Below are 25,218 nucleotides of genomic sequence, written 5' to 3' on the forward strand. Positions count from 1 at the left end.
GATCAGAGGAACCGGATGAATCAGAGGAGTCGGGTGGGTGCGCGGCGCTGTTCGCCGGGTCGGACGGCGGTGCTGAGCTCGCCGTCGACGGTGGCGTCGCGGGCGGGGGTGAAGTAGGGCGACCGGCGGTGCCAGCGGGCCCACGCGGCGGCCAGCAGTCCGGAGCCGATCATCAGGACCGGGACGAGCAGTGCGAACCAGCCGTTGTCGGCGGAGACTTCGAAGTGATCGGCGGAGCGGTAGAAGGTCCAGGCGAGGTAGCCGCCGGTGGCGAGCAGCGCGAGCGCGCCCAGCACGGGTCCGACGACAGCGCGCAGGGCCTCCAGCGGCGACGTGCGCAGCAGGTGTCGGAAGCGCACCGCGGCAGCTGCGGCGGTGAGTGCGTAGTAGAGGGCGACGACGATGCCGATCGCGTTGACGGCGGCGAAGATCAGGTCGTTGACGGTGGGGATGACCAGCGCCATCGCGGCGAGGACCAGAGCGATCGCGGTGATCAGCAGGGTGCCGACGGCGGGGGTCCCGTGCCGGGGGTGCAGCCGCGTCCAGACGGAGCCGAGAACGCCGTCGCGGCCCATCGCGTACATCCCGCGGGCGGTGGGGATGACCGAGGCCTGGAGCGAGGCCACCGCGGAGAACATGAGGGCGATGAGCGGCAGCGCGGCCAGCGGCTGCTCGGCGAGCTTCATACCGAAGTAGGCGAGTCCTTGAGCGCCGTTGTCGGCCAGTTCGTCCAGTGGCAGGACCCGTTGGAAGGCGGTTCCGGCGAGCAGGAAGAGGAGCAGCATGACGGTCAGGGCGATGAACCCGCCACGGGAGGCGTCCCGCGGGTCGCTGACCTCTTCGCCGACGCTGAAGACCGACTCGAAGCCCCAGTAGCAGAAGACCGCGAGCACCATGCCCTGGGCGAGGGCCGCTGCTGACGGGATGTCGAAGGGGTTGAACCACTGGAGCGAGAAGGGCTGGTCCCCGGCGAACAGGCCATAGCCGCAGAAGGCGAGCAGCACGCCGTACTCGAAGATCAGCAGGTACTTCTGCAGACGTGCCGCGAGGTCGAGCCCGCGAACGGCGACCAGCGCGGCGGCGACCAGGACGGCCATGCCGAGCAGGGTGGACTGGAGGGTGGAGTCCGGATCGAGGGAGAGGCCGGCGACGCTGTGGACGGAGGCCTGGCCGAGGAGCTGGATGGTCGCCGAGCCCGTCACGGTCGTGGTGTAGGCCATGAACACGATGGTGCCGACGACGTTGACCCATCCGATCAGGAATCCCAGCCAGGGGCTGAAGATGTGGCCGACCCACTTGTAGCTGCTGCCGGCGTTGGGCTCGACGCGGTTGAGCCGCCCGTATCCGCCGGCTATGCCGAGCACGGGCAGGAAGGCCAGCAGCATGATCGCCGGTAGGTGCAGGCCGACGATGCTCGCCATCAGGCCGAGCCCGATGCCGATACTGCTGGTCGCCGCGGTGCTCGACGCGGCGAGGACGATGCCGTCGACGACGCCGATGGACTTCCGCATCGCGGCCTGTGGGGCCTGGACGCTGCTCCTCGGCGTGCTGCTTGCACTTTTCACTGGTACCACCAACGGTCGTCGCCTCGCTCGGGGAAGGTGGCCGGAGGGTCCGGATGGCAGGCCATGAAACCGTTGCCCTCTTCACACGTCAATGCTGTTGTCATAAGCTCCGCGCCATGAATGAGCGTGTGGTTCCGGAGCCGCAGCGGCGGCGCAGAAGGCCGACGAAGCAGGGCACGGTACTGTCCGAGCGGATCATCGTGGAGACGGCCCTGCGGCTGGTCGGTCAGCATGGTGCGGAGGCGCTGACGGTCCGGCGACTGGGAGCGGCTCTGGGCGCCGACCCCAGTGCGCTCTACCGGTACTTCCGCAACACCGACGACCTGCTGCTCGCGATCGCGGACGAGCTCATCGGCCGTGCCCAGCACGGCTGGAAGTCCACCGGTGAGTGGCGTACCGACCTGTGCGAGCTGGGTCTGCGCGTCCATGCCTCGTACCAGGCGCATCCGCAGGCCGCCCTGCTGGCGGCGCACCGGACGACCGGGCGGGACAACGAGATGCGGGCCGTGGAGACGATCCTCGGCGTGCTGCGGTCGGCGGGCTTCCGGGACGGGGAAGCGGTGCGGATCTATCACGCCTTCGTGGACCAGGCGCTCGCCTTCGCGGCCCTGGACGCGGCGGCGCTCGCCCTGCCGGCTCCCGCGCAGGCGGCCGATCTCCAGGTGTGGCAGGACCGCTACGGCCGCCTGGACGCGAGCTCCTATCCCCACATCGCCGCCACCGCGCAGCTGCTGGCGGCCGACATGATGCTCAGTGGCTATCCGTTCGCGCTGGAGCTGCTGCTCGACGCCGTCGAGGCCAGGCTGCCCCGGGCGGGCCGGGAGGCCGGTTGAGCCCGGATCGGGTGCTCGCGCCACGCGGCCCGCCCGGGCACGGGCCGGACGGGCACGGGCCGGGATCCTGGCCGTGCCGGCCTCCGTTCCGGGCGAGCCGCGGCGCCATGAGGCTTACGTCAACACCGTTGACACACTTCGCAGGGTGGCGTGTGATGGCGGGACCCATAGGCCCAGCCGCACAACGAACCACCCGAGGAGTCCTCCATGGATCCCGTCCACGCGCTCCGGGATGCCTGCCCCACCCCGTTCTGGCTGGACGACCCCGGTCGCCCGCAGGTCACATCGGCCCTGGTCGGCGACACCCGCTGCGATCTGCTCGTGGTCGGTGGCGGCTACAGCGGCCTGTGGACCGCCCTGATCGCCAAGGAGCGCGACCCCTCCCGTGACGTCGTCCTGATCGAGGGCGAGGAGATCGGCTGGGCCGCGTCCGGGCGCAACGGCGGATTCTGCGAATCCAGCCTCACCCACGGTCTGGGCAATGGCTTCGAGCGCTGGCCCGACGAGCTTGCCGAGCTGGAACGGCTCGGCATCCGGAACCTCCAGGCGATCGAGGACACGATCAGGGGTTACGGCATCGAATGCGACTGGGAGCGCACCGGCGCCCTCAACGTGGCGACCGAGCCGTACCAGGTCGACGACCTGCACGAGATGGCCGCGCTCGCCGCCCGCTACGGCTCCGAGCAGACGGTGCTCGACGCCGACCGGACCCGCGCCGAGATCAATTCACCGACCTTCCTGGGCGCGCTCCGGGACGACGAGGGCACGGCGATGCTCAACCCGGCACGTCTCGCATGGGGCCTCAAGCAGGTCTGTCTGGACCTCGGCGTACGCGTCCACGAGCGCACCCGGGCGACGGCCGTCGAGGAGTCCGGCCCAGGGATCACGGTGCGCACCCCGTACGGACGCGTCCTGGCCGACCGGGTCGCCCTCGCGACCAACGCCTTCCCCTCGCTGGTCAAGCGGCACCGCCTCTACACCGTCCCCGTGTACGACTACGCGCTGATGACGGAGCCGCTGACGGACGAACAGCTCGCCTCCGTCGGCTGGCACAACCGGCAGGGATTCTCCGACGCCGCCAACCAGTTCCACTACGTGCGGCTCTCGACCGACAACCGCATCCTGTGGGGCGGCTACGACACCCTCTACCACTACCGGGGCCGGGTGCGTGCCGAGCACGACCAGCGGCCGGAGACCTTCGCCACCCTGGCCCAGCACTTCTTCCGGACCTTCCCGCAACTGGAAGGGCTGCGCTTCACCCACGCCTGGGGCGGCGCCATCGACACCTGCACCCGCTTCTCCGCGTTCTTCGACACCACCCACCGGGGCCGGGTCGCCTTCGCGGCCGGATTCACCGGCCTCGGCGTGGGTGCGACCCGCTTCGGTGCCGAGGTGATGCTCGACCTGCTGGCGGGCGAGCGCACCGAGCGGACCCGGCTGGAGATGGTGCGGCGCAAGCCCCTTCCGTTTCCGCCGGAACCGGTCCGCTGGGCGGGAATCCAGGCCACCAGATGGTCTCTCGCCCGCGCGGACGAGAACTCCGGGCGACGCAACCTCTGGCTCAAGACCCTCGACCGGCTCGGTCTCGGCTTCGGAAGCTGATGTCCCGCCGCCCGGTCGAGGCCGTTCACCGGAAGAGTCGGACCGTTCGCTCCGGCCGGTGATCCGGTCGGGGCGGCGGCCGGCCCGACCGGCGGGGAGCACCCCGGCGCCCCCGGTGTACGCCCCCGTGCGTATCGCCGGCCGGTGCTCCTCCCGGCGGACGCGTACCGCCTCGGCGTTCTGCCCGACGGTCCGCTTCTCCGGGCGCCGGACGGCCCGACCCCGGTGGCGCAGGGGCCTGACCGCCCCTGCGACCACGGGACAGCCCTCAGGGCCTGTCCGGCCCCGACCCCCCGGGCAGGCCCCGGGGGCTGTCCGGGGCGTCGTGGCCCCGGCTCACAGGGTGCGCTCCAGGCGGTCGGCCATCAGCCTGACGAATCGCGACGGGTCGCCGAGTTCGCCGCCCTCGGCCAGCAGCGCCAGGTCGTGGAGGAGCTCGGTCGTCTCCTCCAGGCCGGTGCCGGACTCCTCGCTCCTCTCGGAGTGCGCCCGCCTGAGGCCGCTGACCAGTGGGTGCTCCGGGTTGAGTTCGAGGATGCGCTTGACGTGCGGGACGGGCTGGCCCATGGCGCGGTACATGTTCTCCAGCGCCGGTGTCACGTCGTGCGTGTCCGAGACGATGCAGGCGGGCGAGACGGTGAGGCGCGAGGAGAGCCGTACCTCCTTCACGGTCCCGCTCAGCCGGTCCGTCATCCAGGCGAGCAGATCCGCGTACTCCTGCTGCCGGTTCTCGCGCTCGGTCGCGGCCTCCTTCTTCTCCTCCTCGGTACCGAGGTCGACCTCGCCCTTGGCGACGGACCGCAACTGCTTGCCGTCGAACTCGGGTTCCGCCTCGACCCACACCTCGTCGACGGGATCGGTCAGCAGCAGCACCTCGACGCCCTTGGCCCGGAACGCCTCCATGTGCGGGGAGTTCTCGATGGCCTGCCGGGACTCACCCGTGAGGTAGTAGATGTGCTCCTGGCCGTCCTTCATCCGTTCCACGTACTGCCGCAGCGTGGTCGGCTCGTCCTTGTTGTGGGTCGTGGCGAAGGAGGCGACGCCGAGGATGGCGTCGCGGTTCTCGAAGTCGCTCAGCAGCCCCTCCTTGAGGACGCGGCCGAACTCCCGCCAGAGTGTGGCGTAGCGCTCCGGGTCGGCGGACATCATGTCCTTGACCGTCGACAGCACCTTCTTCGCCAGACGCCGGTGCATCAGCTGGATCTGGCGGTCCTGCTGGAGGATCTCGCGCGACACGTTGAGCGACAGGTCCTGCGCGTCGACGACACCCTTCACGAAGCGCAGGTACGGCGGCATGAGCGCTTCGCAGTCGTCCATGATGAAGACGCGCTTCACATAGAGCTGGATGCCACGCTTGTACCCCTGCATGAAGAGGTCCTGGGGCGCGTGCGACGGGATGAAGAGCAGTGCCTGGTACTCGAAAGTGCCCTCCGCCTGCAGCCGGATGGTTTCGAGCGGGGCGATCCAGTCGTGACTGATGTGCTTGTACAGCTCGTGGTACTCGTCGTCCGTGACCTCGTCGCGCGAGCGTGCCCAGAGGGCCTTCATCGAGTTCAGGGTCTCGGGCTCGCGCGGGGCGTCGCCGTCGGTCCCCTCGACGGGCTTCGAGGTGTCGTCGGAGGCGGTCTCCGCGGCCATGCGGACGGGCCACGTGATGAAGTCCGAATACCGCTTGACGATTTCCCTGATCTTCCACGGGGCGGTGTAGTCGTAGAGCCGGTCGTCGGCGTCCTCGGGCTTGAGCCGCAGCGTGACCGCGGTGCCGTGGGGGGCGCTGTCGACGGTCTCGATCGTGTACGTGCCCTCGCCGCTCGACGTCCAGCGCGTGCCCTGGCTCTCGCCCGCGCGCCGGGTCAGCAGCGTGACCTCGTCGGCCACCATGAAGCTGGAGTAGAAACCGACACCGAACTGGCCGATCAGCCCTTCGGCCGCGGCGGTGTCCTCGGCCTCCTTGAGTTCCCGCAGGAACTTCGCCGTGCCGGAGTTGGCGATGGTCCCGATCAGCTGGACGACTTCGTCGTGCGACATGCCGATGCCGTTGTCCCGCACGGTCAGCGTGCGGGACTGCCGGTCGGTCTCGATGTCGATGTGGAGGTCGGACACGTCGGCGCCGAGCGAGTCGTCGCGGAGTGCTTCGAGTCGCAGCTTGTCGAGCGCGTCGGAGGCGTTGGAGACGAGTTCGCGCAGGAACACGTCCTTGTTCGAGTAGATCGAGTGGATCATCATCTGCAGAAGCTGGCGCGCTTCCACCTGAAACTCGAACGTCTCAGTCGGCATAATCCGTGATTCCTTCTCAGGTCACCGGTGGGGAACTGGCCTGAGCACTTTAGACCGACCGGCACATGGGGGGTGGAAGAAGGAGCGGGGCCGGGTGCGTGCGGCTGCGAGGCGGAGGAGGGAGTCGACGCGGAGCGTTGGTGACCGGCGACAACGCCGCAGATGTGCGTGCCCGGCCCCGCGACGCCGCCCCCCATTGCCGGTCGGTCTCGGATCAACCGCTGATCACGGAAACCGCTCCCGGCCGGTGCGCAGGGGGGCGGGAGCGAATCCCGGACCCGTCGCCGTGCACGGGGCGCACGCCACCGCCCCGTGCACGGCGGACCGCCACGGCCGGGTTTCGACCGCCCGGGGTCCCGGCGGCGGGAACCCCGGCGGACGGACGGGGCTCGGCGCGTCAGGCCAGCAGCGCCGCGAGTCCCTCCGTGCGTGCCAGGTGTTCCAGTTCGTCCAGTGCCCGGCGGGCCGCCCCGGCCGCCGCCGGATCGCGTTCGGCGAGCCCGCTCTCCTCGAACTCGTCCTCGTCCAGCCGGAGCACGGACGAACCGTCCGCCGACACCCACAGATCCAGGTCCAGATCCTCGACCAGGAGCTCCCCGTCCCGCAGCACGGCGGGGCGGGTGATGTCGCAGTACCAGCCCTTGAGCCCGCCCGTGCTGCCACGGACCTCCTTCACGGCGAACCAGCGGTCGCGCCAGTAGTGCTCGGTGAACACGTCGCCCGGCTCGAACCGTACGAAGCCGAAGTCGCGGACCCCCGGTGCCGCCCAGGGCGCACGCACCGTCACCCGGGTGCCGTCGTCGCGGACCACGTCCGCCGGATAGCGGATCTTGGTCCGCCCGGCCTTCACCAGGGCGACCACCAACGCGGTCTCAGCCGAGCTTGCGGACATGGCGCACCTCCGTGGCGCAGATTTCGTAGCCGAACCATCGGTTGACGGCCAGCATCGGGCCGTTGTCCGCGTCGTTGCCGGTGTACGCGTCCGTGTATCCGGCGGCGCGCGCCCGGTGCAGCGAGTCGTTCTTGGCGAGCCTGGCAAGGCCCCGGTTGCGGTACGCCCGGCGGGTTCCGGTCATCCCCGACATGTAGCGGGTCAGTCCGTCGGTCTGCGCCGCGCTGAACGCCGCCACCTCCCCGTCCACCATCGCGACCGAGGTGAGCTCGTGGTCGAGCGCGGGGTTGCGCCAGGTGTGATTCAGCCAGTCCTCGTAGTCGGACAGTTCCATCGGGGTGTCGCTCGGCTCGTCGGCCGTGGTCTCGGCGTCCGCCTCGAAGAGCGGGCGCGGGTCGTCCGCGAAGTCGGCGGCGGTCCGCAGCTCGACGCCCCTCGGCAGTTCCTGACGGGGCGGCAGTGTCCCGTGGGCCAGGTCGAGGTGGAGGAAGTGGGCCGAGCGGCTGGCCGTGTAGCCGCGCTTCTCCGCGAAGGCGCGGTTCGACGGGGTGTCGAGCACCCAGGTGTAGATCGCGAGCGCGCCCTCCTGCGCCAGATGCTCCTCGGCCGCGCTCAGCAGCAACCCACCGGCCCCGCGCCCGGTGCGATCCGGATGCGTGTACGGGTTGAAGAACGCCTGGCCGGGTTCGGGGCTGTCGTGGACGAGGCCGACCTGCGCGGTCCCGATGAGCTCCCCGTCCTCCTCGGCGACCAGCAGCCGGTAGCGCTTGCCGGGATGGGCGCAGGACAGATCGAAGGCGACCAGCTCGGGAGTCGTCACGATGTAGGGCAGTGCGGCACGCCGGACCCGCACCCAGGCCTCGGCATCGGCGGGCAGGAAATCGCGAACGAGGACAGTCATGGGCCGGACGTTACGTGTGGGCACGCACGGGCCGCCCCTGATTTTCCCGCCGGTGGGGGAGAATCGGGGCGTGACCCTGAAGATCGCGCTTGATCCGGACGCCGGTACCGCCCCGTACGAGCAACTGCGCACGCAGATCTCCGAGCTGGCCCGCTCCGGCGCGCTGCCCGTCGGCTTCAGACTTCCGACCGTACGCGGCTTCGCCGAGGAGCTCGGCCTCGCCGCGAACACCGTGGCCAAGGCGTACCGGGCCCTGGAGACCGACGGGGTGATCGAGACCCGTGGGCGCAACGGCACGTTCATCGCTGCCGCCGGGGACGCGGCGGACCGTCATGCGGCGGCCGCCGCCCAGGAGTACGCGGAGCAGGCCCGGCGGCTGGGCCTGTCGCGGGCCGAGGCGCTGTCCCTGGCCGAGGACGCGGTGCGGGCGGCGTACGCGACGCGTTGATCCGTTGCCGTTGCCGTTGCCGTTGCCGTTGCCGTTGCCGTTGCCCGTTGCCCGTTGCCCGTTGCCCGTGCCCGTTGCTGTTGCCGGGGCCGGGGCCGGGGCCGACCGGTGGCGGGTCTGCCCTCGGTCGCCCGCACCGGCTCGGTCCTGCGGCCCGTCAGGGGCGGCCGAGGGCGGCGGGCCGCCGGGCTCAGAGGTACAGGCCCGCGTCCGCGCCTGAATCCTGCTTCGGCACCGACGCGGGACCGCTGCCGCGCCGCAGCGCGTACAGCTCGGCGAGTGTGGCGCCCTCGCGGCCGAGCCCTTCCTCCGTACCCAGCCAGCCCACCGCCTCCTTGCGGGTCAGCGGGCCCACCTCGATCCTGGCGAGGCAGCGGCCGGGCCTGACCACCGCCGGGTGGAGCCGCTCCAGGTCCTCGTTGGTGGTGACACCCACCAGCACGTTGCGTCCCTGGCCCAGCAGTCCGTCGGTGAGGTTCAGCAGCCTGGAGAGCGCCTGGCCCGCCGTGTGTCTGGCCTCGCCGCGGATCAACTCGTCGCAGTCCTCCAGGAGCAGCAGCCGCCAGCGGCCCTTCGCCGTGCCGTCGTCCTCGCCGATGGCGATGTCCATCAGATAGCCGACGTCGTTGAAGAGCCGCTCCGGATCGAGCACGCAGTCGACCTGGCACCAGTCCCGCCACGAGCGCGCGAGGGTGCGCAGCGCGGAGGTCTTGCCGGTGCCGGGCGGACCGTGCAGCAGGAGCAGCCGGCCCGCGATGTCATCGGGGGTGACCTTCATCAGCCGGTCCATGGCATCGGCCACGGGCGCGGTGTAGTTGGCGCGGACCTCGTCCCAGGCGCCGGCGGCGATCTGCCGGGTGGTGCGGTACGGGCCGCGTCGCGGGGACACGTACCAGAAACCCATCGTCACGTTCTCGGGCTGCGGCTCCGGTTCGTCCCTCGCACCGTCCGTCGCCTGGCCGAGGATCTTCCTGGCCAGCTCCGCGCTGGTGGCGGTGACCGTGACGTCGGCGCCGCGGTTCCACCGCGAGACGAGCAGCGTCCAGCCGTCGCCCTCGGCCAGCGTGGCGCTGCGGTCGTCGTCGCGCGCGGCACGCAGCACCTCGGCCGCCGGAGGCAGCAGGGTCGCCTTGGCCTTGACGCGATCCAGGGAGGAGCTGTGCGAGTACGGCTGCTCGCCCGTCGCGAAGCGGCCGAGGAACAGCGCGTCGACGACGTCGGACGGGGAATCGCTGTCGTCGACGGTGAGCCGGATCGGCAGCGCGGACTCGGGGTTGGCAGGCATGGCGCCCATGATCCGGCAAGGGGACACCCGACGCACCCGGGTTTCACCACCTTCCTCCCCGCTTCGGACGGTCGGGCAGCGGATCCGACGTGTCCTCAGGGGGGCGCGGAGGACAACTCGTTGGACCAACTTGGCATGGACACTTCCGGTAGAGGTGCAGGTGCTGCTACCACGGACTCGGCAGACCAGGCGGAGATCCTGCCGGTCGGTCCAAGGGAGGTTCCATGAAGATGTCCAGACTCGTGGCGTTCTCGTCATCGGTCCTGCTCGGTGCCGTACTCGCGCTGACCGGAGCGGCCACCGCCGATGCCGCCTCGTCCGTCCAGGCCGTCGACTACGTCGCACTCGGCGACTCGTACTCCTCGGGTGTCGGATCCGGCAGCTACGACAGCGCCAGCGGCGACTGCAAGCGCAGCACCAAGGCCTACCCCGCACTCTGGGCCGCCGCCAACTCGCCCTCGTCCTTCGCCTTCACCGCTTGCTCGGGTGCCCGCACGGGTGATGTCAAGGCCGGTCAGCTCGGCCCCCTGAACGCCTCGACCGACCTCGTCTCGATATCCATCGGCGGCAACGACGCGGGCTTCGCCGACGTCATGACCACCTGTGTCCTCCAGTCGGAGGCCACCTGCCTCAGCCGGATCGCCACGGCTCGCAGCTTTGTCGACACCACCCTGCCCGGCAACCTCGACTCGGTGTACTCGGCGATCCGCGCCAAGGCGCCGTCCGCCCGCGTCGTCGTCCTCGGGTACCCGCGCTTCTACAAGATCGGCGGCAGCTGCGTCGTCGGCCTGAGCGACAAGGTGCGTACCGCGATCAACGGTGCCGCCGACTACCTGAACGCGGCGACCGCCAAGCGTGCCGCCGACCACGGCTTCACCTACGCCGATGTCGCGGGGAAGTTCACCGGACACGAGATCTGCTCCGGAGACGCCTGGCTGCACAGCCTCAACTGGCTCAACATCGGTGAGTCCTACCACCCCACCGCGGCCGGACAGTCGGGCGGCTATCTGCCCGCGTTCAAATCGGCGGCCTGATCCACGCTCGTCATGCGCCGGGCCCGTCCGGCCGGCCGACGGGCAGGAGACCCCCGTCCGCAGGGGTCTCCGTCCGGCAGGCCGGCGGTCCATCGCGGACGAATCACTTCCGATCTGTCCAACTCGCCCTGGAATCGGGCGGATTCGGATGTCGACCGTCAACCTCCGTATGTGTGTGCTCAATCCCGCGACCGGGATACACGGGTGTCGTCGCGGGGGGTTAGGGTTAACCTGCCCGGGCCGGGTGCCCTCGTACGGGTGGGGAGTGACATGGAACAGATAGCGATGCGCAGCAGGCCGCGTGTGCCTGCCATCACATGCGGAAGCAGTGCGACGAGTTCGCGCCTCGACCGCCATCTCGCGGTGCTCGGCGGCCCTGCCGTCCCGCAGCGGGAGGCGGCGGAGGCGACACTGCTGATGCGCGAGCTCACCTCGCGCGACGCCGCCCACAGCCATCGGAGCAGGAGTGCGCGGGTCTCGCTCTTCGCGCCGCTGCGTCGGCTGCGCCGCTCGCTCTTCGGCAGCCGCCACTGACCCGACGGCCCGTCACGGCCCCATCGGTCCACTGCTCGGGCTCCCCGGCCAGGCCGCCCGCTCGGGTGACCACACCGTCCCGGCACTGCGCTGCTGTCAGTCCTCCCGTCATCCCCAGGGCTCGCAGCGGCGCTTCGGTGTGCTCGCCGAGGCATCCGGCCATGCCGAGCGGTATGCCGAAATAATTCGGTGCCGAAGTACTTACTAGACTGCTCGCATGCCCGAAAAGCGAGCCGCGCGCCTGAGCCCCGACGAACGAAGGGCCCAGTTGGTCGCCATCGGGCTCGACATGCTCGCCGACCGGTCACTGGACGAGCTCTCCACGGACGAGGTGGCGCGCCGCGCCGGTATCTCGCGGGGGCTGCTCTTCCACTACTTCGACTCCAAGCGGGACTTCTACCGCGCCGTCGTGCGGCAGGAGTGCGACGGCTTCGCCGCAGCCACGGAACCGGACTCCTCGCTGGAGCCCGTCCCCTGGCTGCGGTCGTTCATCACCGGCTTCGTGGCGTACGTACTGGAGCACCGCAAGGTGTACCTCGCCCTGGTCCGCGGCGCCGCCGGCAGTCAGCCGGCGGTGGAGGACATCGTCGAGCGCACCAGAGGCGTCCTCGCCCGGCGGGTGGAGGAGGCCCAGCGACGGCTCGGGATGCCGGACTCGCCGCGGCTGCCGGTCGCGGCCAGGGCCTGGATGGCGTTCGCCGAGGAGGCCGTCACCAGCTGGCCGTCCGGCGGGCCCGACGGTCCGGCGGAGCTCGGCGCCTTCCTGGAGTCGAGCTTCATCAGCCTGCTCGGCGCCCTGGACCGCCCCACCGCGCTGCCGCATTGACGGCGGTGCGCCGCGGTCATTCGCCGCCGCGCGCGTAACGCCGTACGGTCAGCGGCACGAACGCCGCGAGAAGCACTGCCGACCAGGCGAGCGTCCCGGCCACCGGATGGGCGACCGGCCAGGCGCCGTCGACGGACGGGGACGCGTTGCCGAACAGATCGCGGGTGGCCGAGGCCATGGCGCTGATCGGGTTCCACTCCGCGACCGTGCGCAGCCAGCCGGGCAGGTTGTCGGTCGGAATGTACGCGCTCGACATCAGCGGCAGGATGAAGGTGGCACTGCCCAGCTGGCCGGCCACCTCCTCGTTGCGGATCAGCAGACCCAGCCAGCAGCCGAGCCAGGACGTGGCGAACCGGAGGAGCAGCAGCAGCCCGAAGGCGACCGCAGCGGCGAGCGGGCCGCCCTCGATCCGCCAGCCCACCGCGAGTCCGACCAGGATCAGCGGAACCATGCCGATGGCCGTGGTCAGCAGATCCGCGGCGGTCTGGCCGAACGGTACGGCGGTCCGGCTCATCGGCAGCGTACGGAACCGGTCCATCACTCCGCGGTCGCAGTCCTGCGACGCCTGGAACATTCCGACCATGATCCCGTTGGCCGCCGTCGCCGCCAGCAGGCCCGGCACCAGGAACGCGCGGTACTCCTGGCCGGGCATGGCCAGCGCGCTGCCGAACACGTAGCCGAAGAACAGCAGCATCGTGATCGGCATGGTCTGGGTCAGGATCATCACGCCCGGCGCGGCCTTGATCCGCTGCAGATGGCGGCCCAGCATGGCCAGGGCGTCGGCGGCCGGGGTGCTCGTGGCGGACGCGACGGCCGGCTCGTGGGCCGGTGCGATGCTGCTCATGCTGCCGTCTCCTTCGGGGGCGGGGAGGTGCGGCCGTCGTTGCGGCCGGTCAGGCGGAGGAAGACCTCGTCGAGCGTCGGCGGGCGCAGGCTCGCGTCGACCAGCGGTACGCCGGCCGCGTCGAGTTCGCGGACGATGCGGGGGAGGGTGAGCGTGAGGTCGGTCGTGACGGCGCCCACGGTGCGGCGCTCGCGGTCGAGCACCGGTTGTGCGCCGGTGAGCTGATCGAGGACGGCTGCCGCCGGGACCAGCGCCGACTCATGGGTGACGACCACTTCGGCACAGCTGCCGATACGGGACTTCAGTTCGGCGGGGGTGCCGCGGTGGGCGGCCCGGCCCCGGTCGATCAGCACGATGTCGTCGGCCAGTCGGTCGGCCTCCTCCAGATACTGCGTGGTGAGCAGCACGGTGGTGCCCAGGCCGGCCAGCTCCCGTACCGCCGCCCAGATCTGGTTGCGGCTGTGCGGGTCGAGCCCGGTGGTCGGTTCGTCCAGGAAGAGCACCCGCGGCCGGGTCAGCAGACTGGCGGCGAGGTCGAGACGGCGGCGCATCCCGCCGGAGTAGGTGCGGGCCGGGCGGTCGGCGGCGTCGTCCAGTTCGAAGCGTTCCAGGAGTTCGTCGGCCCGGCTGCGCGCGGCCTCGCCGCGGAACCGGAGCAGCTTGGCGAAGAGCCGCAGGTTCTGCCGGCCGGACAGTTCGCCGTCGACCGAGGCGCTCTGCCCGGTGACGCCGATCGCCGCGCGCACCGCGCCCGCCTCGCGCACCACGTCGTGGCCCGCGACCCGGGCGCTTCCGCCGTCCGGCACGGTCAACGTGGTGAGGACCCGGACCGCGGTGGTCTTGCCCGCGCCGTTCGGCCCCAGTACTCCGCAGACGGTGCCCTCGGCGACCGCGAGATCGAGCCCGCGCAGCGCGTGGACATCGCCGTACCGCTTCTCCAGACCTTCACTAAGTACAGCGTACGTAGTTGTCATGCGACTCACCGTACCGCACTACGTACGGTGTACGTAACTACCATGGTGGGCGAGGTGATGATCCATGGTGGGGCGACCCGCTGTACCCGAAGTGATCTGGGCGCGCCCCGAGCGTGCGGGCCGCGGCCCCAGGCCCGCGTTCAGCCGCGCCGACATCGCGGCGGCCGCCGTCCGGATCGCCGACGCGGAGGGCTTCGACGCGGTCTCCATGCGGAAGGTGGCGGCGGAGCTGGGCTGCGGCACGATGTCGCTCTACAACTACGTGCCCCGCAAGGAGGACCTCCACGAGCTGATGCTCGATGCGGTCAGTGCCGAGTACGAGTACCGGGAGCCCACCGGCGACTGGCGCGCCGATCTCGTCGCGCTGGCCCATCAGGCCCGCGCGATGATGCGCCGTCACACCTGGGTGCCCCGGCTGATGTCACCCGTGTACGGTTTCAGCCCGAACTCCCTGCGGTATCTGGAGTACTCGCTCAGCTGCCTGGACGGGGTCGACGCACGGTTCGGCGAGAAGATGGAACTCATCGCCTTGGTCAACGGCGTGATCACCACCTATATGGCCAACGAGATCGCCACGGCGGAGCGCAGCCGGTCGCTGCCCTGGTCCGAGGAGCAGGAGCACGCCGTGCGCACCGGCTATCTGGTCAGCCGGATCGCGACCGGGAAGTATCCACGGATCGCCGCGGGATTCGCGGAGGATCCCGGACCGATCGATCTGGACGGGGTCTTCGACCGGATGCTCGACCGGGTGCTGGACTCCTTCGACCGGTAGCGCGCGGCCCCGGCGCCCCGTCACAGCAGCGCGAACTGCCCGTCCGGGCCCTCTTCCCGGTGATCGAGCACCGACGCGGGCCGCCGGGCCGCCGCCGGGGCCGGCAGGACGCCCGCCGCGCGGAGCTCGCCGGCCGTGATCCGCGGACCGTCGGCCAGGCCCTCCCGCCGGGGCCGGAGCCCGTCGAGCAGCGCGAGCACGGTGATCAGTTCCAGCAGCTCCGAGGTCCACTCCTGGGGCCAGACACGGGGCCGGACCGCTTCCAGAGTGTCCGTGCCCGCCGCTCCCGCGCCCGCGCGCCGCTCGAACCACAGCTCCAGCATCCGGACCCCGCCGACCCGGAACTCCCAGGCCCCGGCCGGCACGGGCGAGATCCGGCCCGTGCCCAGCGTGAGCGTCTCGTCTGCCGGGTCGTACCCCAGTGCGGTCGGTACGGGCGGAACCGAGGCCCGCACGTAGGGGCGGCGCCCACCGGGCAGCCGCGGGCGCTCCCCGCCACGGGCACCGCGCAGCTCCAGCCGCAGCAGCTCCTGTCCCAGCTCCACCCCCGCGGACCAGCGCTCCGGGTCGGCGGGCAGGGGCACCACGCAGCCGGCGGGGGAGTGGCGGGCCGCCGCGAGCGTCCAGGCCAGCACGGAGCGCTCGGTGACCGTGTCCCCGTGGCGGTCACGGAGCAGGGCGAGCAGTCCGGGGGCCAGATTGGGTTCGAGGCCGCCGGGGCGCCGGTACAGCGGCCGGATCCGGCCCGGCCGGCCGGCGGGGGAATGGCCGCCCGGCAGCAGCGCCGTCACGGACAGGGCGGGCCCGGTGTCCTGGGGCACGTACCCGTGCTCGACGGCGAAGAGCTGGTGCCCGTCGGCGACCCGCCACAGCTCGGGACGGGCGGCATCGATCAGCCGGTGGTCGGGGATCAGCCACTGTTCGTCGAACGGGCCGTGCAGGATCCGTACCGGCTCGGGACACGGCCCTGACTCGCGGGCGAACCGGCCGGTGCCGGTGGCCTGCCCGGGAAGCGCCGCCACCGGGGTCTGCGGGGTACGGGAACGAGTGGGCCGGAACAGCCGTTCGCGCTCGGCGGCCCCGGCCCGGACCAGCCGCTCCCAACGGGCCTTGAGCGAAGCGGCGTCCGGGGCGGTCACCCAGGGGCGACCGGTCCGCAGGGGCCGTACGGACCACGGCATGAGGTCGTCGAGCAGCGGGCTGTCGTCGTCCCCGCCGGCTCCGGCCGCCGCCTGTGCTGCCACCGTGTCGTCCTCCCCGTCGCCACGCCGCCCCGGCATCGTAACGGCGTCGGAGGGCGGACCGTCAGTGCGCTTCCACCGTCACCGAGAACGAGAACCGATCGCCCCGGTAGCGGATCTGCGCCACATCCACCACCTGTCCGCTCTCGTCGTACGTCACGCCCGTGTAGAACAGGATCGGGCTCAGCAGCGGTACCTGGAGGAGTTCGGCCGTGACCGGGTCGGCGAGGCGCGCCTCGACCGTGTCGGTGATGCGCGCGATCCGGACACCGACCCGGTCGCGCAGCACCTTGGTCATCGGCCAGCGTTCGAGATCGCGGACGTCGAGCCGGGCCGCGACCTCGGGACGCACCGCGTTCTGCGCCCAGTTGGTGGGCTCACCGCTGTCCCCGTCGCGGCGCAGCCTGCGGTAGCTGACCACCTCCGCGCACTCGGGGAAGTACTCGGTGAGATCGCCCGGTACGGCGACCGGGCCATGGCCGAGGACCGCGGTCCGCTCGCCCGACTGCTGGGCCACGATCGCGTCGATCGAGCCCAGCAGCCGGACCGGCGAGACGCGGCGGGCGCGCGGCTCGATGAAGGTGCCGCGCCGCCGGTGCCTGCTGATCAGCCCCTCCGTCTCCAGCTCCTTGAGTGCCTGGCGCATCGTCAGCACGCTGACGCCGTAGTGCGCGGCGAGCTGTTCCTCGGTCGGCAGCCGGGCCGAGGCGTCCTTGGCGCGCCCCAGTATCGAGGCGCGCAGGGACTGCGAGACCTGGTACCAGAGCGGCAGTTTGCGGTTCAGGACCAGCGAATCGGGAGCGAAGGCGGTCCCCTGGGACGTCTTGGGCATATGAGGCACCTGGGTCACCTGGTCTCTCCGTACTGCGACACGGTGGCCGCGACGACGCGGGGGCCGGGAAGCGGCGTCGTTGCCTACGGCCTGAAGTTGCGGCTCAGACCCTGCCACACGTCGTCGTAGCCGTGCTGAAGATGCCCGGCGGTCGCCGCCTGCCCGGTCGCCGTCACCGGCCAGCGGGTCTCGAACATGAAGGCGAGACCGTCATCGATCTTCTGCGGTTTCAGCTCCGCCGCGCTCGCCCGGTCGAAGGTCTCCCGGTCCGGGCCGTGCGCCGACATCATGTTGTGCAGCGAGCCGCCGCCCGGGACGAAACCGCCCTTGCCGGCCGTCTTCGCGTCGTACGCGCCCTCGATCAGGCCCATGTACTCGCTCATCACGTTGCGGTGGAAGTACGGGGGCCGGAAGGTGTCCTCGCCGACCAGCCAGCGCGGTGCGAAGACGACGAAGTCGACACCCGCCAGACCGGGGGTGTCGGACGGCGCGGTCAGCACCGTGAAGATCGACGGGTCGGGGTGGTCGTAGCTGATCGAGCCGATGACGTTGAAACGGTGCAGATCGTAGACGTACGGAGCGTGGTTGCCGTGCCAGGCGACCACATCCAGCGGCGAGTGGTCGTAGGTCGCGGACCAGAGATTCCCGCAGAACTTGTTCACCACCTCCACCGGGCGTTCGGCGTCCTCGTACGCGGCGACGGGGGCGAGGAAGTCCCGGGCGTTCGCCAGACCGTTGGCGCCGATCGGGCCGAGGTCGGGGAGTGTGAACGGCTGGCCGTAGTTCTCGCAGACGTAACCGCGGGCGGTGGCGTCGAGCAGTTCCACGCGGAAGCGGACGCCGCGCGGGATCAGTGCGATGTGCCCCGGATCGGCGCGCAGCAGCCCCAGTTCGGTACGGAGCAGCAGGCCGCCCCGCTCCGGGACGATCAGCAGCTCGCCGTCCGAATCGCTGAACACCCGGTCGGTCATGGGCGCGTTGGCGTGGTAGAGATGCACGGCCATGCCGGTGCGCTGCGTCGCGTCGCCGTTGCCGCCGAGGGTCCACAGACCGGCCAGGAAGTCCGTCCCGGGCGCGGGCTCGGGGAGCGGATCCCAGCGCAGCCGGTTGGGATCGGGCACGGATTCGGTGAACGGGGCGGTCCGGATCGCGCCGTTGTCGATGCGGGCGAGCGGTGGATGGGCGGCCGACGGACGGATCCGGTAGAGCCAGGAACGGCGGTTGTGCGCCCGTGGTTCGGTGAAGGCCGAGCCGCTCAGCTGCTCCGCGTAGAGCCCGAGGGGCGCGCGCTGAGGCGAGTTGCGGCCGATCGGCAGCGCTCCCGGCACCGCCTGTGAGCTGTGCTGATTGCCGAAACCGGCGGAATGTTCCAGCCCTTCCGCCGTCTTCCTCGCCTGCTCGATGCCGCTCATGTGCGCTCCCGGTGCCGAAGGAATCCTATGGACAACCGTAGGAATCGGAACGGGGTGCGTCAACGGTATTCAGGGCGCACAGGGGGGTTGCAAGAGTTGAACAATGCTCTACTCTCCCGCACATGTCGTGGACACGAAGACTCCTGGCGGTCCTGGCGGCGCTCGTCGCCGCCCTCCTCGCGGCTCCGGCCGCCCAGGCGCACGAGGAACGACCGGTCACCCTGCCCGACGGAACCGGCAGTGTCCCCGTGTATCGCACCGGCGAACCGGATCTGCTGGTCTGCAAGAGCGACCGGGCGGACTTCGAACGCCGCATATCCGGTTTTCCGCAGGAGCTGCGGTCCCGGAACCTGAAGCTGTTCGACCGCTGCCAGAAGTCCGGCTACCGCCATCTGCAGCAGGCCGTCGACGCGGTCGGCAGGCCCGGCATGAACATCGCGATCCTGCCCGGCCTGTACGAGGAGGAGCCCTCGCTGCCCAAGCCCACGGGGGAGTGCGCCCGACTGAAGGCGCCCGACTCCAAACTCGGCTACCAGATCCTGTCCTACGCGCAGCAGGCGCGGTGCCCGCACAACCAGAACCTGGTGGCGATCCTCGGGAAGAAGAACCTCCAGATCGAGGGGACGGGCGCCGAGCGCACGGATGTCGTCGTCGACGCCAAGTACCAGAAGCTCAACGCGATCCGCGCGGACGGCTCCGACGGCATCTACTTCAAGAACTTCACCGCCCAGCGCACCACGTTCAACTCCCTGTACGTCCTCGCCCAGGACGGCTTCGTCATCGACTCCGTCCTCACCCGGTGGAACGACGAATACGGCTTTCTGACCTTCGCGAGCGACCACGGGCTGTACAAGAACTGCGAGTCGTACGGCAACGGGGACTCGGGCATCTACCCCGGCAGCGCGTCGAACATCAACGACGGGTACGGCTACGAGGTGCCGCGCTACTCGATCGAGATCACCGGCTGCCGAAGCCACCACAACATGGTCGGCTACTCCGGCACCGCGGGTGACTCCGTCCACATCCACGACAACGAGTTCGACCACAACATGGGCGGCGCCTCGATGGACAGCGCCTTCCCCGGCCACCCCGGACTGCCCCAGAACCACGCCCGCTTCGAACGCAACCTGATCCACGACAACAACGCCGACTACTACCCGTACGTCGCCGACGGCACCTGCGCCAAGCCGCCCGTGGACCGGGGGTACGAGGACGGGGTCGTCTGCCCGCAGATCTCCATGCCGCCGGGCACCGGCATCATCACCGCGGGCGGCAACTGGAACCTGTACGAGAACAACTGGATCTACGGTCAGAAACGCGCCGCCTTCTTCCTGAGCGCGGTCCCGGCCTTCATCCGCGGCGAGAACGCGCTGTCCGAGCAGGCCGACACCTCCCACCACAACCGGTACGCGGGCAACCACCTCGGTACGGACAGGGCGGGCAACTCCCGGCCCAACCGCACCGACGTGTGGTGGGACGGCCAGGGCGACGGCAACTGCTGGCAGTCCGACACCGGTCCGTCCTCCCCGCGCGCCCTGCCCGTCTGCGGATCCGAGCGCGGCGCCGTGTCCGGGCGCACCGACCGGCTCGTCGGCGAGCCGGTCAAACTCGCCCAACTGCTGGTCTGCGCCGACTACGACGTGCAGGCCCGGCGGCTGCCGGCCGGCTGCGACTGGTACGGAGCACGGGGCATCGAGCGCATCGAGGTGCAGTCGGCGCTGGCGGTCGCGGTGGTGCTCGTGCTGGTCGGCGGGGTGCTGTGGTGGCGCAGACTGCGCGACAGCCGGCTCGCGACCGTGGCCACGGTGCTCGGTGCGATCGGCCTCGGACTGGATGTGGCCGGATCGACCATGGGGCTGGCCGCCACCCATGTGCCCGCGCTGGCCCTGCTGCTGACCGGGGTGTGGTGGACGGGGATCGGGCTGGCACTGCGGGGCGAACGGCCCTGGCTGGGCCGGACCACGGTGGTCCTGGGGGCGCTCACCCTGCTCGACGCCGTCGACAAGGCCGTGTTCATGATCCCGTGGATTCCCCTCAGCCCGGCCTGGGTGCGTGGACTGCTCGGTGTGATCTGGGTGGTGTGGGCCGTGGTGGCCTCCGCCCGGCACGGCGAACGGGGCGACGAACGCCACGGCGAACGGGGCGCGCCGGACGACGGCCCGGGTGCGTCGGACGGAAGGGGACCGTCGGCGCAGGACGCGGCGCCGGACGCGGGCGTGGCGCCGGACCCGGGCGCGGTGCCGGCCCGGGGCTCGGGCCGCGCCCCGGCCCCGGCGCAACCCGCCTCCCCGACGTCCGCTCCCGAAGGAGACGCATCATGAACCGCCCTCGCGGGCACGGGCGTTCCGACCGGTTCGCCCGGACCGCCCTCCGTGCCGTCACCGTGCTCACCGCAGGCGTCCTCGTGTTCGGTGCGAGCGCCTGTGGCGGGCGGGCCACCACCCACCACAGACCCGGCACCAGCCACGAGCAGGCCGGCGGCAGCGTCGGCCGGCTCCTGACGGCCGACGACGGTTCCGGCCACCGGCTGCGCCAGGTCGACGCCAAGGGTGCCCCCGCGGTGACGGTCGCCGTGCGGCCGGACTCCGAGGACGGGTGGAACGTCCATCTCTCCGTACGCAACTTCCGGTTCACCCCGGACAGCGTGGGCGGCGCCGCCCTGCTCGGGCGCGGCCACGCCCGGCTGTTCCTCGACGGCCGCCCCCTCGCCCGGGTCTACGGACCCTGGTACCACCTTCCCGCCTCCCTCGTCCGCAGCGCCGGTGGCGGCACCGGCCTCATCGCCCGGCTGTACGCCGACGACCACACCGCCTGGGCCGTCGGCTCCGCCCCCGTCCAGGCCGCCGCCTCCCTCGCCGCCACCGCACCGCCCTCCGCCCCTGTCGATCCCCGTCCCGAAACGTCCCCACCCGCATCGCCCCGGCCCGACACGACCCTGGAGATCGTCGTCTCCCACAACAGGGTCAGCCCGGCCCCCGGCCGCACCGAGATCGAGAAGGGCCGGACCGTCAGGCTCCGGGTCCGCAGCGACCGCGCCGACACCCTCCATGTCCACGGCTACGACGAGGAGGCCCGGCTGCCCGCGGGGAAGACCGTCACCCTCACCTTCACCGCCGACCGCACCGGGCTCTTCGAGGTCGAGACGCACGAGTCCGACCTGCTCCTGACCCAACTCGTCGTACGGTGAGCGTCCTCGCCCATGGCATCGGTGCCCAGCACGACCTTCCGCTGTCCCCCTTCTACGCCTTCGCCGGAGCCTTCGCCGCGCTCTTCGTCTCCTTCCTCGCGCTCGGCCTGCTCTGGTCCGCCTCCCGATTCCGCGGCGACCGGGCGGGCCGCCCGGTCCCGGCCGCCGTCCAGCGTCTCGCCGACGCCCGGCCCACCCGTACCGCCGCGCGCGTACTCGGGCTGGCAGCCGCCTCGTTCGTCACGCTCCACCTCCTCCTCGGACCGGACGACCCGGACCGCAACCCGGCCCCCGGTGCCGTCTACGTACTCCTCTGGGTCGGGCTCGTCCCCGCCTCACTGCTGCTCGGCCCCATCTGGCGAACGCTCAACCCGCTCCGTACCGTCCACCTCCTCGGCTGCCGCGCGCTCGGCCGTGACCCCGCCGCAGGCCGCCCCCTTCCCGAACGCCTCGGTCTCTGGCCCGCCGCGACCGGGCTCCTCGCCTTCACCTGGCTCGAACTCGTCGCCCCCGACCCCGCGTCGACCACCACCCTCCTGCTCTTCCTCTCCCTCTACGCCGCCGTCCACCTCGCCGGCGCCGCCCGGTACGGCGCCGGATGGTTCGACCGGGCCGACGCGTTCGAGGTCTACTCGGGGCTGCTCGCCCGGCTCTCCCCGCTCGGCCGTCGCACCACCGACCGCCGCCTCGTGCTCCGCTCCCCGTTCAACGGACTCGACGGCACCCCGCAGATTCCCGGACTCGTCGCCACCGTCTGCGTCATGCTCGGCTCCACCGCCTACGACGGCTTCTCCGACGCCCCCTCCTGGATCACCACCGTCCAGACCTCGCCCCTGGGCCGCACCACCGCCGCCACGCTCGGGCTCCTGGGCGCCGTCGCCCTCGTGGCCACGCTCTACGCCCTCTGCGCCGGCGCCACCCGGCTGATCTCCGGCCGACTCGCCCACCCCCTCACCTCCTTCGCGCACTCGCTCGTCCCGATCGCCCTCGGCTATCTCGTCGCGCACTACTTCACGCTCTTCGTCACCGAAGGGCCACGCACGGTCATGGTGGCATCCGGCACTGACAATCCGCTCCCGCCCGAGCCGCCGCTCGGGCCCGGCGGCGTCGCCACGCTCCAGGTCGCCGCGATCGTCCTAGGGCACGTACTCGGGGTCATCGCCGCCCACGACCGGTCCGTGCGCCTCTTCCCGCCCGGCCGGGCCGTCGCGGGGCAACTCCCGCTGCTGGTCCTGATGATCACCTACACCATCGGCGGGCTCTCCCTGCTCATCGCATGACGGCCGCGCCCCGCACCGACCCGTCACCCGCAGAGGAGACCCACGGCATGATGGAGCCCGTGCCCCAAGCGAACACGAACCTCCGCCGCGCCCCCGTGCAGCAGCGCAGTGCCGAACGCCTCGCGCGGATACTCGACGCCTGCGCCGAACTCCTCGACGAGACCGGCTACGAGCAGTTGTCCACCCGGGCCGTCGCCGTCCGCGCCGAGGTCCCCATCGGCTCCGTCTACCGGTTCTTCTCCAACAAGCGCGCGCTGACCGACGCGCTCGCCCGGCGCAACCTGGACAGCTACGCCGAACGCATCACCGTCCGCCTCGCCGCCATCGAGGCCGCCGACTGGCGCGGCGCCATCGACGCCGTCCTGGACGAGTACCTGGCGATGAAGCGCTCCGTGGCCGGTTTCGCGCTCGTCGACTTCGGCGCACCCGCCCCCGACGACGACCCGGCCAGTGAAGCCAACCGCCGGGTGGCCGGCCGGCTCACCGAACTGCTCTCCCGGCACCTCGGCAGGGCCCCCGACGACGACCTGCTCCGGACGGTCCTCGTCTGCGTCGAGGCCGCCGACGCCCTCCTCCAACTCGCCTTCCGCACCGACCCGGCGGGCGACCGGGCCATCGTCGCCGAGACCCGCGTCCTGATCCGGGCCTACCTGGCCCAGGTCCTGGACTGACCGGGAGGGCTCCTTCCAGGGATCGCCGACGGCGTCGCGACTGCGCCTCCCCGCCATGCGTACCGGTCCGTGTGGTCGACCGTGCCTGCCCGCGTACGCGCGCCACCGCTGCCGCCGCCCCGGGGAGGGCCCATGGCGCACGAACTCGGCAGCTCCCGCACCGCTTTGCGCATCTGCCCCCTGTGCGAGGCCACCCGCGGACTCGCCCTCACCGTCGAGGGGACGAGGGTCACCGGCGCCCGGGGCGACCGGTACGGACCGCGCGCGCTCCTTCTCGTCGGCCGCCGCCATCTTTGCGCGAGTCATTCCCACCACCCGGGACCGTGGGCTAATTTCGGCCCACTGCAGCCGCTGCTCACCGCTCCACCCCACCAGTCCCGGGCGGAACCACATGACTCGCGCCATCTCCCTGCACAATGTCAGCAAGACGTACGGACGGGCCACGCGTGCCGTCGACCGTCTCTCACTCTCCGTCGACCCGGGCGAATTCGTCGTCCTGCTCGGCCCCTCGGGATGCGGCAAGTCGACCGTGCTCCGCATGATCGCCGGCCTGGAGGAGATCACCGAGGGCGAGCTGTTGCTCGACGGTGAACACGCCAACGACCTGGCGCCCCGCGAACGCGGGATGGCCATGGTCTTCCAGAACTTCGCGCTCTATCCCAGCATGACCAACCGGGCCAACATCGGCTTTCCGCTGAAGCTGGAGAACCCCGGCCTGGACCACACCGACCGCGTCGAGCACACGGCCAGGATGCTCGGCATCGAAACGGTCCTCGACCGCTATCCCGGTCAGCTCTCCGGCGGTGAACGCCAGCGGGTCGCCATGGGCCGCGCCATCTCGCGCCGCCCCTCCGTCTTCCTGATGGACGAGCCCCTCTCCAACCTCGACGCGAAGCTGCGCAACCATCTCCGGGCAGAAATAGCGCACCTCACAAAGGAGTTGGGTGTCACCACCGTCTATGTGACGCACGATCAGGCAGAGGCGATGTCGCTGGGCGACCGGGTCGCCGTGCTGCGCGGTGGCCGGCTCCAGCAGGTGAGCCCGCCGCGCGAGGTCTACGCCCTGCCGGAGAACGTCTTCGTCGCCGCGTTCATCGGCACCCCGCGCATCAACCTGTTGCAGGCCGTCGTCCATGCCCCGCTGGAGGGGCGCATGTCGATCGACCTCGGCCGTCAGCGGCTGCCGCTGCCCGAACCGCTCAGCCCGGACCACCAACTGCTCCGCATCCAGCAGGGCCGCCCGCTCATCGTCGGACTGCGCTCCGAGGCCGCCAGGATCGCCCCGCCCAGCCAGGCCCGCCCCGGCGAGGTCGCGCTGAGCGGCATCGTCGAGCATGTCGAGTACCAGGGCCACGAGGCACTGGTCCACCTCAACACGGGATCGCGGCCCGCCGTGGTCCCCGAACTCGAATCGGCCCGCCCCGGCAGAGCCGCGCCACGTCGGCGCCGCACCGGCCCCGGTGGCGGGGTCGGCGTACTGGAACGCCTCAGGGAACGCACCATCGGGTACATCGGCGGGCCCGCCGTCGCCCTCGACGAGCCCGGCCCGGAGAACGACCCGAGCGCCACCCGGGGCCCGGACCGCCCCGCGATCACGGCAGCCGACCTCGTCGTCCGAACCGGCCCCGACATGCGGCTGCGCACCGGCGGACAGGTACCGCTCCTGGTCGACCTCGCCCATCTGTACGTCTTCGACCACCACGGCCGCCGGATCTGCCCCCTGCCCAAGGAGGTTCCGGGTCTCGACGTCTAGTGGCACGTTCCCGGCCGGTGCCCCTCCGGATCCGGGAAGCGGACCTCGGGAGCCG

General features: G+C 71.3%; 22 protein-coding genes. 12 read left to right on the plus strand and 10 right to left on the minus strand.

Going from position 1 to position 25,218, the window contains the following annotated elements; translation table 11 throughout:
• Window positions 1-20: 20 nt before the first annotated feature.
• Complete coding sequence (locus ACIQCZ_RS25735; protein ID WP_402285179.1) at window positions 21-1,511, minus strand: APC family permease; 1,491 nt, start codon at window positions 1,509-1,511, stop codon at window positions 21-23.
• 170 nt (window positions 1,512-1,681) lie between these two features.
• Here ACIQCZ_RS25735 and ACIQCZ_RS25740 point away from each other — a divergent pair, with 170 nt between their 5' ends.
• Together ACIQCZ_RS25740 and ACIQCZ_RS25745 are read left to right on the plus strand one after the other, a co-directional pair.
• A complete protein-coding gene (locus ACIQCZ_RS25740; protein ID WP_402285181.1) occupies window positions 1,682-2,398 on the plus strand; it encodes a TetR/AcrR family transcriptional regulator in 717 nt (238 codons plus the stop codon).
• 207 nt (window positions 2,399-2,605) lie between these two features.
• Window positions 2,606-4,000 (plus strand): NAD(P)/FAD-dependent oxidoreductase, encoded by a 1,395-nt coding sequence (locus ACIQCZ_RS25745; RefSeq protein WP_402285183.1) that lies wholly within the window; start codon window positions 2,606-2,608, stop codon window positions 3,998-4,000.
• A 336-nt stretch (window positions 4,001-4,336) separates the two neighbouring features.
• Here the strand turns inward: ACIQCZ_RS25745 and htpG are convergent, their stop codons facing one another.
• The 3 genes from htpG to ACIQCZ_RS25760 all read right to left on the minus strand — a co-directional run bounded on the left by htpG (window position 4,337) and on the right by ACIQCZ_RS25760 (window position 8,070).
• Window positions 4,337-6,277, minus strand: a complete 1,941-nt coding sequence (htpG, locus tag ACIQCZ_RS25750) for a molecular chaperone HtpG (RefSeq protein ID WP_402285184.1) — start codon at window positions 6,275-6,277, stop codon at window positions 4,337-4,339.
• 397 nt (window positions 6,278-6,674) lie between these two features.
• Window positions 6,675-7,169 (minus strand): DUF402 domain-containing protein, encoded by a 495-nt coding sequence (locus ACIQCZ_RS25755; RefSeq protein WP_402285186.1) that lies wholly within the window; start codon window positions 7,167-7,169, stop codon window positions 6,675-6,677.
• A complete protein-coding gene (locus ACIQCZ_RS25760) occupies window positions 7,150-8,070 on the minus strand; it encodes a GNAT family N-acetyltransferase (RefSeq protein ID WP_402285187.1) in 921 nt (306 codons plus the stop codon). The genes ACIQCZ_RS25755 and ACIQCZ_RS25760 overlap by 20 nt, the downstream gene beginning before the upstream one ends.
• Window positions 8,071-8,140: 70 nt before the next feature.
• On the opposite strand from ACIQCZ_RS25760, the gene ACIQCZ_RS25765 reads away from it, so the two are divergent.
• The gene (locus tag ACIQCZ_RS25765; RefSeq protein ID WP_376273859.1) at window positions 8,141-8,518 is read left to right on the plus strand and encodes a GntR family transcriptional regulator; all 378 of its coding nucleotides are present in this window, start codon (window positions 8,141-8,143) and stop codon (window positions 8,516-8,518) included.
• 190 nt (window positions 8,519-8,708) lie between these two features.
• Here ACIQCZ_RS25765 and ACIQCZ_RS25770 read toward each other — a convergent pair whose 3' ends face one another.
• The gene (locus ACIQCZ_RS25770) at window positions 8,709-9,803 is read right to left on the minus strand and encodes a DUF5925 domain-containing protein (protein ID WP_402285189.1); all 1,095 of its coding nucleotides are present in this window, start codon (window positions 9,801-9,803) and stop codon (window positions 8,709-8,711) included.
• A gap of 224 nt (window positions 9,804-10,027) precedes the next feature.
• Here ACIQCZ_RS25770 and ACIQCZ_RS25775 point away from each other — a divergent pair, with 224 nt between their 5' ends.
• The 3 genes from ACIQCZ_RS25775 to ACIQCZ_RS25785 all read left to right on the plus strand — a co-directional run bounded on the left by ACIQCZ_RS25775 (window position 10,028) and on the right by ACIQCZ_RS25785 (window position 12,197).
• Window positions 10,028-10,837 (plus strand): SGNH/GDSL hydrolase family protein, encoded by an 810-nt coding sequence (locus ACIQCZ_RS25775; RefSeq protein ID WP_402285191.1) that lies wholly within the window; start codon window positions 10,028-10,030, stop codon window positions 10,835-10,837.
• A 270-nt stretch (window positions 10,838-11,107) separates the two neighbouring features.
• The gene (locus ACIQCZ_RS25780; protein ID WP_402285192.1) at window positions 11,108-11,371 is read left to right on the plus strand and encodes a hypothetical protein; all 264 of its coding nucleotides are present in this window, start codon (window positions 11,108-11,110) and stop codon (window positions 11,369-11,371) included.
• A 217-nt stretch (window positions 11,372-11,588) separates the two neighbouring features.
• Entirely contained in the window at window positions 11,589-12,197 is a 609-nt protein-coding gene (locus tag ACIQCZ_RS25785; protein ID WP_402285194.1) for a TetR/AcrR family transcriptional regulator, read from the plus strand.
• A gap of 16 nt (window positions 12,198-12,213) precedes the next feature.
• On the opposite strand, the gene ACIQCZ_RS25790 is transcribed toward ACIQCZ_RS25785, so the two are convergent.
• Together ACIQCZ_RS25790 and ACIQCZ_RS25795 are read right to left on the minus strand one after the other, a co-directional pair.
• Window positions 12,214-12,966, minus strand: a complete 753-nt coding sequence (locus ACIQCZ_RS25790; RefSeq protein ID WP_402285637.1) for an ABC transporter permease — start codon at window positions 12,964-12,966, stop codon at window positions 12,214-12,216.
• 71 nt (window positions 12,967-13,037) lie between these two features.
• Window positions 13,038-14,015 carry an ATP-binding cassette domain-containing protein gene (locus ACIQCZ_RS25795; protein ID WP_402285196.1) on the minus strand — a complete coding sequence of 326 codons (978 nt, stop codon included), beginning with the start codon at window positions 14,013-14,015 and terminating at the stop codon, window positions 13,038-13,040.
• 64 nt (window positions 14,016-14,079) lie between these two features.
• On the opposite strand from ACIQCZ_RS25795, the gene ACIQCZ_RS25800 reads away from it, so the two are divergent.
• Window positions 14,080-14,787, plus strand: a complete 708-nt coding sequence (locus ACIQCZ_RS25800; RefSeq protein WP_402285198.1) for a TetR/AcrR family transcriptional regulator — start codon at window positions 14,080-14,082, stop codon at window positions 14,785-14,787.
• A gap of 20 nt (window positions 14,788-14,807) precedes the next feature.
• Here ACIQCZ_RS25800 and ACIQCZ_RS25805 read toward each other — a convergent pair whose 3' ends face one another.
• The 3 genes from ACIQCZ_RS25805 to hmgA all read right to left on the minus strand — a co-directional run bounded on the left by ACIQCZ_RS25805 (window position 14,808) and on the right by hmgA (window position 18,272).
• The gene (locus tag ACIQCZ_RS25805; protein ID WP_402285200.1) at window positions 14,808-16,031 is read right to left on the minus strand and encodes a type ISP restriction/modification enzyme; all 1,224 of its coding nucleotides are present in this window, start codon (window positions 16,029-16,031) and stop codon (window positions 14,808-14,810) included.
• 61 nt (window positions 16,032-16,092) lie between these two features.
• The gene (locus ACIQCZ_RS25810) at window positions 16,093-16,860 is read right to left on the minus strand and encodes a GntR family transcriptional regulator (RefSeq protein ID WP_402285202.1); all 768 of its coding nucleotides are present in this window, start codon (window positions 16,858-16,860) and stop codon (window positions 16,093-16,095) included.
• Between the two features lie 83 nt (window positions 16,861-16,943).
• On the minus strand, window positions 16,944-18,272 hold the full coding sequence (gene hmgA, locus ACIQCZ_RS25815) for a homogentisate 1,2-dioxygenase (protein ID WP_402285204.1): 1,329 nt from the start codon (window positions 18,270-18,272) through the stop codon (window positions 16,944-16,946).
• Window positions 18,273-18,394: 122 nt separating this feature from the next.
• Between hmgA and ACIQCZ_RS25820 the strand changes: the two genes are divergently transcribed.
• The 5 genes from ACIQCZ_RS25820 to ACIQCZ_RS25840 all read left to right on the plus strand — a co-directional run bounded on the left by ACIQCZ_RS25820 (window position 18,395) and on the right by ACIQCZ_RS25840 (window position 25,163).
• Window positions 18,395-20,593, plus strand: coding sequence for a right-handed parallel beta-helix repeat-containing protein (locus tag ACIQCZ_RS25820; protein WP_402285205.1), 2,199 nt, complete (start codon window positions 18,395-18,397; stop codon window positions 20,591-20,593).
• Window positions 20,590-21,459 carry a hypothetical protein gene (locus ACIQCZ_RS25825; protein ID WP_402285207.1) on the plus strand — a complete coding sequence of 290 codons (870 nt, stop codon included), beginning with the start codon at window positions 20,590-20,592 and terminating at the stop codon, window positions 21,457-21,459. Before ACIQCZ_RS25820 ends, ACIQCZ_RS25825 begins: the two co-directional genes overlap by 4 nt.
• Window positions 21,456-22,739, plus strand: coding sequence for a hypothetical protein (locus ACIQCZ_RS25830; protein WP_402285209.1), 1,284 nt, complete (start codon window positions 21,456-21,458; stop codon window positions 22,737-22,739). The genes ACIQCZ_RS25825 and ACIQCZ_RS25830 overlap by 4 nt, the downstream gene beginning before the upstream one ends.
• Window positions 22,740-22,789: 50 nt before the next feature.
• Window positions 22,790-23,410 carry a TetR family transcriptional regulator gene (locus tag ACIQCZ_RS25835; protein ID WP_402285640.1) on the plus strand — a complete coding sequence of 207 codons (621 nt, stop codon included), beginning with the start codon at window positions 22,790-22,792 and terminating at the stop codon, window positions 23,408-23,410.
• A 391-nt stretch (window positions 23,411-23,801) separates the two neighbouring features.
• Complete coding sequence (locus ACIQCZ_RS25840; protein ID WP_402285211.1) at window positions 23,802-25,163, plus strand: ABC transporter ATP-binding protein; 1,362 nt, start codon at window positions 23,802-23,804, stop codon at window positions 25,161-25,163.
• Window positions 25,164-25,218 lie beyond the last annotated feature (55 nt).

It is taken from the genome of Streptomyces sp. NPDC093149, assembly GCF_044754145.1.
Taxonomy (GTDB): Bacteria; Actinomycetota; Actinomycetes; order Streptomycetales; family Streptomycetaceae; genus Streptomyces.